This window comes from Streptomyces sp. A012304, from assembly GCF_026008495.1.
Taxonomy (GTDB): domain Bacteria; phylum Actinomycetota; class Actinomycetes; order Streptomycetales; family Streptomycetaceae; genus Streptomyces.
Genome location: NZ_BQUN01000065.1, coordinates 20,868 through 30,272, shown reverse-complemented (window position 1 = coordinate 30,272; position 9,405 = coordinate 20,868). Strand labels below are relative to the sequence as shown.

7 protein-coding genes and 1 pseudogene are annotated in these 9,405 nt (G+C 69.2%); 3 read left to right on the top strand and 5 right to left on the bottom strand.

The window, feature by feature from the left end:
- Positions 1–131: 131 nt before the first annotated feature.
- The 4 genes from ALMP_RS14985 to ALMP_RS14970 form a co-directional block, all read right to left on the bottom strand.
- A complete protein-coding gene (locus ALMP_RS14985; RefSeq protein ID WP_264927882.1) occupies positions 132–389 on the bottom strand; it encodes a DUF6221 family protein in 258 nt (85 codons plus the stop codon).
- Between the two features lie 34 nt (positions 390–423).
- Positions 424–1,253, bottom strand: a protein-coding gene (locus tag ALMP_RS14980; protein ID WP_375803486.1) for an IS5 family transposase whose coding sequence is annotated in 2 segments (ribosomal slippage) — positions 424–924 and positions 927–1,253 — 828 coding nt in all. Because the reading frame shifts where the segments join, the coding sequence is not laid out codon by codon here.
- Between the two features lie 110 nt (positions 1,254–1,363).
- A complete protein-coding gene (locus ALMP_RS14975; RefSeq protein WP_264927884.1) occupies positions 1,364–1,558 on the bottom strand; it encodes a hypothetical protein in 195 nt (64 codons plus the stop codon).
- 65 nt (positions 1,559–1,623) lie between these two features.
- Positions 1,624–2,280, bottom strand: coding sequence for a hypothetical protein (locus tag ALMP_RS14970; protein WP_264927886.1), 657 nt, complete (start codon positions 2,278–2,280; stop codon positions 1,624–1,626).
- A gap of 63 nt (positions 2,281–2,343) precedes the next feature.
- Here ALMP_RS14970 and ALMP_RS14965 point away from each other — a divergent pair.
- Together ALMP_RS14965 and ALMP_RS14960 are read left to right on the top strand one after the other, a co-directional pair.
- Positions 2,344–2,541 (top strand): annotated as a pseudogene (locus ALMP_RS14965) (IS5/IS1182 family transposase); the annotation flags it as partial.
- Between the two features lie 23 nt (positions 2,542–2,564).
- A complete protein-coding gene (locus tag ALMP_RS14960; RefSeq protein WP_264927878.1) occupies positions 2,565–3,218 on the top strand; it encodes a transposase in 654 nt (217 codons plus the stop codon).
- A gap of 150 nt (positions 3,219–3,368) precedes the next feature.
- Here the strand turns inward: ALMP_RS14960 and ALMP_RS14955 are convergent, their stop codons facing one another.
- The gene (locus tag ALMP_RS14955) at positions 3,369–5,234 is read right to left on the bottom strand and encodes an AfsR/SARP family transcriptional regulator (RefSeq protein ID WP_264927877.1); all 1,866 of its coding nucleotides are present in this window, start codon (positions 5,232–5,234) and stop codon (positions 3,369–3,371) included.
- Positions 5,235–5,504: 270 nt separating this feature from the next.
- Between ALMP_RS14955 and ALMP_RS14950 the strand changes: the two genes are divergently transcribed.
- Positions 5,505–9,386: a hypothetical protein gene (locus ALMP_RS14950; protein ID WP_264927876.1), complete on the top strand. Its 3,882-nt coding sequence runs from the start codon at positions 5,505–5,507 to the stop codon at positions 9,384–9,386.
- Positions 9,387–9,405 lie beyond the last annotated feature (19 nt).

Sequence of the window (9,405 nt, the reverse complement as noted above, 5' to 3'; positions counted from 1 at the left end):
TTCGACCGTCCCCATTCACCAGCTCAGCCGGTCCCGCAGGTGACAACTTCCGAGCTTCGGCTCACTCAAGAACCGCCTCAAGGCCATCGAGCGAGAGAACGACGTGGCCTAGAGCCTGTCTCCTTGAAAGGCTATGGGCGCCATTCCTGGCGGTAGGCGGGGTGCTCGGCGTATGACTGGGCAAGGACTCGAAGCGCGTATGCCAGGCCGGCCGAGCGGGAGTCCGAGGGGTCCATGGCCTTGTAGTCGTGCGCCAGTTGCTCGGTCAGGTCGAGCATGGGGAGATGGCTGTCGAGAAGAGCCTCGCCGCCCAGGGTGTCGGCCACGTAGGCATAGGCGTGGTTGTCGTCCATGATTCGTGCGATGAGGAACTTCACAAGATCGTCCATGTGGCCCATCTTCGCGGACAAGGCGCTTCGGCGGTCACGCGGCTGTCCAGATGAGGATGGCGGCGAGGTGGAGTGCGGCCTGGTAGGCGATGGCGAGCTTGTCGGTTCGCATTGCCAGTCCGCGCCATTGCTTGAGTCGGTTGATGCACCGCTCGACGGCGTTGCGCTGCTTGTACGCCTCGGCGTCGAAGGCTGGTGGGCGACCGCCGGCGCGGCCTCGCCGCAGACGGTGGCCGACCTGGTCGGACGGCTGGGGGATGACAGCGCGGATTCCGCGTCGGCGAAGGTGGTTCCGGATCGCTCGTGATGAATACGCGCGGTCCGCCAGGACGGCTTCCGGCCGAGTCCTCGGTCTTCCGGGTCCGTTTCGCGGAACACGGATGGCGGCCATGACGGTCTTGAAGGCCGGGGCGTCGCCCGCCTGGCCTGCGGTGACGCGGAGGGCCAGGGGTCGTGCTCGGCTGTCGCTGGCGAGGTGGCCTTTCGTGCTCAGGCCGCCGCGGGAGCGTCCGAGGGCGTGGTCGTCGGGTTCGGCCCGGCCGGGAGCCCCTTTTTCCTGGCTCCGGCGGCGTGCTGGTGGGCTCGGCAGACGGTGGAGTCCACCGAAACGGTCCAGCCGATGTCGGTATCAGCGTCTGCTGCTGCCAGAACTGCGGTGAGGATGCGTTCCCAGGTGCCGTCCACGGCCCACCTGATCAGGCGTTTGTGAGCAGTCTGGAACGAGCCGAGCTCGTCCGGCAGGTCCCGCCAGGGCGAGCAGGTGCGGTACTTCCACGCGATGGCCTCCAGAGTTCGGCGGCGATCGGCCCATCGCCGACCGCGGACCGGATCGGCCGGCATCAGCGGCTCGATCCGGTCCCACATCGCATCAGTGATCACTAATCGGACGGACACATCCGATCAACTGACCAACCGATCAAGGAGACACGCTCTAGCAGCAGGATCGCCCAGCGAGGAACGCGGTCCGTGTCGCCTCAGACGGGCCGCATCACCTGGGCCAAGCCCTCCGGAGTGTCCTTCACTTCCGGCGGCGGGCCAGGGTTGCTCTGATAGGTCACACCCGCGACGGTGACCTTGCCCGTCGCCTGGGACAGCGGCAGATGCTCAGTCCGGCCGTCGGCCGGCCCGCCGATGAAGGTCACCAGAACGGTGATCGAGCTCGGGTCCATCGAAGCCGTCGCCTCCACACGCTTCCCGCCCGGGACGGCTGCATCACTCTCCGAGCTACCGCAGCCTACGAGCGCAGCAAGCAGGCCGATACAGCCCGCCACCTTGAATATGTGCACTCACGCATGTTGCCAGGACCAGGCCAACCGACCCACCGCAGAGACGATCTTGTGACCTCACAAGGTCCGACGCCGAACGCGTACCAACAACTGGGGACGTTCACGTGTACGCGGCTGGGGAGCCAAGACCGTACGCCGACAAGCAGCCGGTAGAGGGTCCGCTCGGACGGCAGCTTGACCGCCCGGCCGGCGGGCGTCTGCCGGAGGATCTCGCCGGTCCGCCAGAGCAGGAACGTGCCCCGCCGGGTCGAGGCGTCCGTCGCCTCGGCGATGGCCTGCCGCATGGTCGCGACCACGGCGGTGTCCACGGACCCGAACTCGCGCTTCTTGCGGACCGGACGGTGGTCCGCGAGCCCGACGACCCCGTCGGCCTGGTAGCGGCGCCGGTAGTTCGCGACCGTCTGAGCAGCCACTTTGTGCCCGGCAGCAGTCAGCTCAGCGGCCTTGGCCCGCTGCCGGGCCGTCAACGAGCGGTCCGGCCCGTACTCAGGCCGGGGCGACGTCCCCGGCTCGGCGCCGGGCGGCAGCCCGTGCAGGACCTCCAGGATGTGCCCCTCCCACCACAGAGCCTTCTCCATCACCGGCTTCGGGAACGTCTCCAGCATCGATGCCGCCGGCAGCGGCTGGCGCACCGGGACGTCGACGACCGCGAAGTCCTCGGCCTCGGGCCGGTGCGCGGGAAGCGGGGCCGCCCCCGGCGCAAGCCCCGCACGTTATACGCCGACCGAGGCTACGACCATGACATCTATCGCTGCCGCCTGCGCGAGCGCGGCATCACACCGAAGATCGCCCGACGCAGTCAGCCACACGGCTCAGAACTGGGCAAGGTCAGGTGGGTCGCCGAGTCCGCCATCGCCTGGCTCCACGGCCCCCACGCGGGACCGGCCACGTGATGGCCGTCGCCTGCTCGACGTGGGTGCGGATCAACTCAGGCCGCACCACCATGCGCGCGGACACCGTCGCCGAACGCCTGCCCGCCAGCGCCTGGCAGCGGCACAGCGCAGGCAACGGCGCGAAGGGCCCGCGCCACTACGACTGGGCCTGGGTCCACATCGGCACCGGCAGCCACTGTCACCTGCTCATCCGCCGCAACCGCACCACCGGCGAACTCGCCTTCTACCTGTGCTGGTCACCCACCACGGTCACCGTTGCGGAGCTGGTCCGCGTCGCCGGTGTCCGCTGGAGCGTCGAGGAGTGCTTCCAGGCCGCCAAGGGCCAGGTCGGACTCGATCACTGCCAGGTCCGCAACTGGACCTCGTGGCACCGGCACATCACGCTCGCCATGTTTGCCCTGGCCTTCCTGACCGCCGTCGCCGCCGGCTCGGCGCCACAGCGACCCGCCCCGCCGGCCCACCTCACCCGCGGTCACACCCCGATCAAGCTGACCGTCCCGGAGATCCGACACCTACTCGCCGCCGTCTTCAACACACCAGCCGTGTCAGCGGCCAAGCTGCTGCACTGGTCCGACCGGCGGCGAGAACACCAGGCGACAGCCCGCCGCAGCCGCTACCGACGACGCTCCGCCGACGAACCGACTGGATAGATCACGAAACGGCACTGGAGTATTAGGACCCCTTGAGCGGGAGCCACTGAGCGGGCGACCGCCGGCCGTTTGCGCGCTGCCGACTCAAGGCACCTTGGCACACGCTCGCCGCGGCCTGGTGAACGCCCTCGCGAACCGATCATCGGCGGCCTACGCGCCTGATGGAGCCTCATCCGCGGTGGGCATCGCTGTCCGGGCATATCTCCGAACAAGATCGTGGAACCGGAAGGTATTCGGTGACGGCTGTTGCATCAAATTGGCGTCCAGCAGTTGATCCAGGTCCTCCTGTGTCACCCGGACGGGGCTCCCTGTCAGTCTGGCTGCCATCTGGTCATCGAAGTCGTCGTACGGCGCCGTGCTCAACGTGTGAAAGGCATCCTTCTCTCGCTCCGAGAGTCGGGCGTACGACTGTAGAAGAGCTTCTTCGAGGTTGCGGATACCGGCCCGGAAGAAACTGATTCCGTCGACCGATTCAGCGAGCCGGCGGTACACGTCGCTCAGTCCCCAGGAAGGGCGGTGCACCATCTTGTCGGCCGCGATCCTGATCGCCAGGGGGAGCCTTCCACACAGTTCCACCACCCGAGACACCACATGTGTGTCGCCTCCGATTCTGTCGGCGCCCACGATCGCGGTGAACATCTCTGCCGCGTCGGACGGCGGCAGGACGTCCAGCGACAGCACGGTGGTGCTCTCCAGCCCGATCAGCCGCTTCCGGCTGGTGATGACCACTCGGCACAGCGGCCCACCGGGCAGAAGCGGGCGCACCTGGTGTGCGTCGTGAGCGTCGTCGAGGAGGAGCAGGACACGCCGGTCGGCGAGCGCTGTTCGCAGTACGCCCTGCTTCTCGTCGAGCGACGACTTGTCCTGGTCGCCGGCCCCCAGCGCGCGAAGGAGCACCGAGAGGGCGTCGTCGGGGCTCAAGGGCCTTCGGCCGGGCGTGTGGCCGTGCAGGTCGAGGAAGAGGCAACCGTCTGGATATCTGGACGTCAGCGTCCAGGCCGCCTGCACGGCGAGGGACGTCTTGCCGCTGCCGGGCATCCCGTCGATCACGTCCACCACGGTGCCCCGGCCGGTGCCGCCGTCAGGGAGACCCGTTCGCAGCAGTGAGTCGAGTTCACGTCGTCGTCCGACGAACGTGGCCGCGACATGCGGCAGGTCGCACCGTCCGGTGCCATGCGCGGCACCGGACGGTGCGAGGGAGGCGGACACGACTGCCGTTGTGAGCCGTGGAGCCGGACTGTCCGGCTGCGGGGTGTCGACGTCGGCGTGCAGAACCGCTTCGTATGCGGCGCGCAGTTCGGCACCAGGTTCCATTCCCAGCTGTTCGACGAGGAGAGTGCGGGTCCTGGTGAACACGGCGAGCGCGTCGGCCTGGCGGTGGTTCTGACACAGCGCGGTCATCAACATGGTGGCCAGGTGTTCCCGCAGTGGGTGCGCGGCCAGAAGCGCCGCGAGTTCGGGTATGACGGCCTCGTGACGTCCTAGCTGGAGATCGATGCCGATTCTTCGTTCGATCGCCGAGACTCTGCGCTCGGTCAGATGCCGCCGCTGACTGTCCGCGAACGGGCCGGGAAGCCCGGCCAGGGGTTCGCCGTACCAGTCGTCCAACGCCGTGGACAACAGGCTGGACGCCTGTTCGAGCTGACCGTGAGTCTGTGACTCCGTGGCCAGCCCTACCGTCCGGTGGAACCGCTCGGTGTCCAGTTGGCCGGAGTCGAGGTGAATGACGTAGCCCTCGCGGGAGGTGCTGATGAACGGTTTGCCGGGCTCGTCCGAGGCGGAGGCCAACAGCCGGCGCAGCCGGTAGATGTAGGGCGGGATCAGCTTGGCGCCGCTGCTCGGCAGGTCCTGCCCCCAGACCGCTTTGAGGAGCTCGGCGGAGGTCACCACGCGGTTGGCGTTGCACAGCAGTGTGGTGAGGACCGCTTGCTGGCGGACGGGTCCCAGATCCAGCTCGGTCCCGGACATGTGGGCGCGCAGTGGACCCAGCATCGCGAAAGTCGGTGCAGTCGGCATGGCGGCCATCCCCCTTGGCAGTGCCATCGGGTCCGCACGCGCTCGGGTGCAGTCGCGTGAGGACGCTCGGCTGACGTCCTTGTCTAGCGCCGCCGGGTTGTCCGGCGCCGGGAAGGGGCAGGCGGACAAACAAGCTCCGGACAACGGGAACATGAAGCTCCGCCCCTGCTCACGGAAGAAACGTGACGCATTCCCGGCAACCATGGCGCGCCATCGGTTGTCTCTTCAACGGACGGGAAGTGGCGTCGACTTCAGGGATGGAGGTGGGCGATGCCTCGCCGTGAACGTCCACTGGGTGAGGGGGACGGGCCGCTGCTGCGCTTCGCCGCGGACCTGCGCCGGTTACGGGAGAAAGCGGGCAGCCCGTCGTACCGGGAACTCGCCTCCCGCGTGCACTACTCGGTCACCACTCTCTCCGACGCGGCCGGCGGGCGCCGATTGCCCAGCCTGGCTGTGACCCTCGCGTATGTCCGTGCCTGCCGTGGCGATGCCGAGGAATGGGAACGTCGCTGGCAGGCGGTCGCCGCCGAGATCGCCCTGGATGCCGCCGCGAAGACCGAGGACGTGGACGGGCCGGAGAAAGGCTCAGCGCCCTATGCGGGCCTCACCCCGTTCCAGCCGGAAGACGCCGGGCGCTTCTTCGGCCGGGAACGGCTGGTGGAGGATTTATGGATACGTCTTCTCAGCGAACGCTTGGTGACGGTGTTCGGCGCTTCGGGGGCGGGGAAATCGTCCGTACTGAGAGCCGGCCTGGTCGCGCGCTTGAATGCCGAGAGACAGGCGTGGCCCGTGCTGATGTTCACCCCCACGGCGCATCCCCTGGAGGAATGCGCGATCCGGCTCGCCTCCGCCCTGGGCACCACACCCGGTCAGGCGTACGAGGAACTCTCCGCCGACCGTCGGGGTCTGCACCGGCTCGTACGCCAGGCACTGGCCCTTGAGCCGGACACGACGGAACTCGTAGTGATCGTTGATCAGTTCGAGGAAATCTTCACGCTCTGCCGCAGCAGCGAGGAGCGCACCGCATTCATCGACGCGTTGATCACAGCCGCCCGCACGACGAGCAGCCGGTGCCGCATCGTGCTTGGAGTCCGTGCCGATTTCTACGCCCACTGCACCAGCCATCCCGAGTTCGTCGACGTCCTGCGTGATGCGCAGTTGCCGATAGGCCCCATGACGGTCGACGAACTGCGCCGTGCCATCGTGCAACCCGCTGTCCAGGACGGGTACACCGTGGAGAGCGCGCTGCTCGCCGAAGTGGTGACGCAGGCCCACGGGCAGGTGGGTGTGCTGCCCCTGCTGTCGCACGCTCTGCTGGAAACCTGGCGTCGGCGGAGCGGCAACCGGCTGACGCTGACCGGGTTCCAGGCGGCCGGCGGTATCGAGGGCGCGCTCAGTCAGACGGCCGAAGCGGTCTACGCCGCACTGCGGCCCGAACAGCAGCGCACGGCCAGAAACCTGTTCGTGCGGCTGACAGCGCTGGGAGAGGGCACCGAGGACACCAAACGCCGCATCGATCGGACCGAGTTGGATGTCGAGGGCGAATCCGGCACGGACCGGAAACCCGGGCGGGGAGACGTTGAGGCCGTCGTCGAAAGACTGGTCCGTGCGCGGCTGCTCACCCTCGACCACGACACCGTCGAGATCACCCATGAGGCACTCATCCGGGGTTGGCCCCGGCTGCGCGAATGGCTCGCACAGGACCGCGAGGGTTTGAGGACGCACCGGCAGCTGACAGAGTCGGCGCAGGCGTGGGAGGCCCTGGGCCGCGATTCCGGAGCCCTCTATCGCGGTGCCCGGCTGGCCCGCGCCCGGGAATGGGCCGACAAGGCGTCGGACACCATGCTGACCGCTTCGGAGCACGCCTTTCTCCAGGCCGGTGCGGACGCGGAAGCCGATGAGCAGAGCGCGGCCCGTCGCCGAGCCCGCCGCCTGCGTCAGCTGATCGCTTCGCTGACGGTCCTCCTGGTACTGGCTCTGGTCGCGGTGGTGCAGGCCGTCGACGCCCAGCGGACGGCCGCACTTCAACGGGACCTCGCCACGTCTCAGAAGCTCGCGGCCGAAGCCGAGGCGATCCGCGCCACGCATCCCGCCCTGGCCGCCCAACTCAGCCTCGCCGCCTACCGTCTCGCCCCGACCGTCGCGGCACGCAGCAGCCTGCTCAGCACCTTCGCCGCCCCCTACGCGGCCCGGCTCACCACCCACCGCAACCACGTCAACGCGGTGGCCTTCGCTCCTGGCGGGCGCATCCTGGCCACCGCGAGCCATGACCGCACCGCGGAGCTGTGGAACGTGGCCGACCCGCGCCACCCCCGCCGACTGGCCGTTCTCGCCGCTCACACCGCCAACGTCAACTCGGCCGCCTTCGCCCCCGACGGCCGTCTCCTGGCCACGGCCGGATGGGACCGCACGGTGCGGCTCTGGGACGTCAGTGATCCCCGAGCCCCCAGGCAGTCGGCGGTTCTGACGGGCCACACCGACACCGTCAACGCGGTGGCCTTCAGTCCCGACGGCCGGACACTGGCCAGTGTCAGCAGCGACCGCACCGTGCGCCTGTGGAACACCGCACAGCCCCGGCGGCCGGGCAAACCGGTCGTCCTCAAGGCGCACACCGATGGCGTGATCTGGGCGGTGTTCAGTCCGGACGGGAACAGCCTGGTCACCACCGGGTGGGAGGGCACCGTCCGGTTGTGGCGCGTCAGCGGGCCCGACCGACAGCCCACGGCGCTTGCCGTTCTGGACCGGCGCGCAGGCCCAGGCCTGACCGCGGCCTTCGCCCCGTCCGGCCGCACGGTGGCGACCGCGGGACAGAACCGGCAGATCCGTTTGTGGGACGTCAGCGACGCGCGTCGGCCCCGCGGACTGGCCACGCTGCGAGGGCACACCGACGACGTCCGCTCCGTGGCGTTCAGCCCCGACGGGCGCACCCTTGCCTCGGCCGGCGCCGACCGCACCGTACGCCTGTGGGACATCACCGCGCCACGTCGGCCCGGAGGGAAGGAACTGACGTCCTTGATCGGCCACACCGACGCCGCGGTCTCGGTGGCCTTCAGCCCGGACGGACGCAGCCTCGCCACCACGAGCGACGACCACACCGCGCGGCTGTGGGACCTTTCCCGGCCCCTCCTCGTAGGGCACACCAACTCCGTCTACGGGATGGCTTTCGCCTCCGACGGGCGTGTCTCGGCAACCGCCGGCGACGACGGCACCGCGCGGCTGTGGGACATGTCCCGTCCCGGGCCACCCAGGAGTCTGGCGACACTGACCGGGCACACCCGCACGGTCAACGCGGCGGTGTTCGGCGGGGAAGGAAGAATCCTGGCAACGGCGAGCGCCGACCACACAGCCAGGTTGTGGGATGTCTCCGACCGACGGCACCCCCGGACGCTGGCGACACTGCGGGGCCACTCCGATGCCGTCAACACGGTCGCGTTCAGCGAAGACGGCCGCCTGCTGGTCACTGCGGAGACGGCCGGCACGGCCTGGCTGTGGAGTGCCGCGGATCCCGCCAGGCCCGTACGTATCACCGCGCTGAGGGGCCATTCCGACACCGTCAACGCCGCGGCCTTCGCTCCGGGCGGGCGCATGGTGGCCACCGCGAGCGGTGATCACACGGTACGTCTGTGGGATGTCGCCCAGCAGGGAAGACAGAGACGGCTGAGCACACTGACCGGGCACGACGACGCGGTCAAGGCCGTGGCCTTCAGCACCGACGGGCGCTACCTGGCCACAGCGAGCGCCGACCACACCACACGCCTATGGGATGTCTCCGAGCCTCGGCGACCGAGGGTGCTGACCGTACTCACCGGTCACTCCGACACCGTCTACGCCGTCGCGCTCAGCCGTGACGCGGGCCTTCTGGCCACGGTCGGCGCCGACGGCACCGCCCGGGTGTGGGACATCCGTGACATCGGCGAGCCCCGCCGTCTGGTGACGCTGACCGGTCACACCGGAGTGCTCTTCGCGGTCGCCTTCGGCCCCGACGGCCACACCCTGGCCACCGCGGGTCAGGACCGGACCGCCCGACTGTGGGAACTCGACGAGGAGAAGGTCGCCGCGTGGGTCTGTGCCTCCGCGTATCCGCGCATCACCCGTTCCTTGTGGGAGTCGTACCTGCCCGGAACGGACTACCGGCCCCCCTGTCCGACGTGACCGGGAGCCGGGCTCTCCG

What these genes read in the sequence shown, in the direction of transcription:
- ALMP_RS14985 (WP_264927882.1), bottom strand. Translation starts at nt 389, where the DNA reads ATGGACGATCTTGTGAAGTTCCTCATCGCACGAATCATGGACGACAAC.
- ALMP_RS14975 (WP_264927884.1), bottom strand. Translation starts at nt 1,558, where the DNA reads ATGGACCCGAGCTCGATCACCGTTCTGGTGACCTTCATCGGCGGGCCG.
- ALMP_RS14970 (WP_264927886.1), bottom strand. Translation starts at nt 2,280, where the DNA reads ATGCTGGAGACGTTCCCGAAGCCGGTGATGGAGAAGGCTCTGTGGTGG.
- ALMP_RS14955 (WP_264927877.1), bottom strand. Translation starts at nt 5,234, where the DNA reads ATGCCGACTGCACCGACTTTCGCGATGCTGGGTCCACTGCGCGCCCAC.
- ALMP_RS14950 (WP_264927876.1), top strand. Translation starts at nt 5,505, where the DNA reads ATGCCTCGCCGTGAACGTCCACTGGGTGAGGGGGACGGGCCGCTGCTG.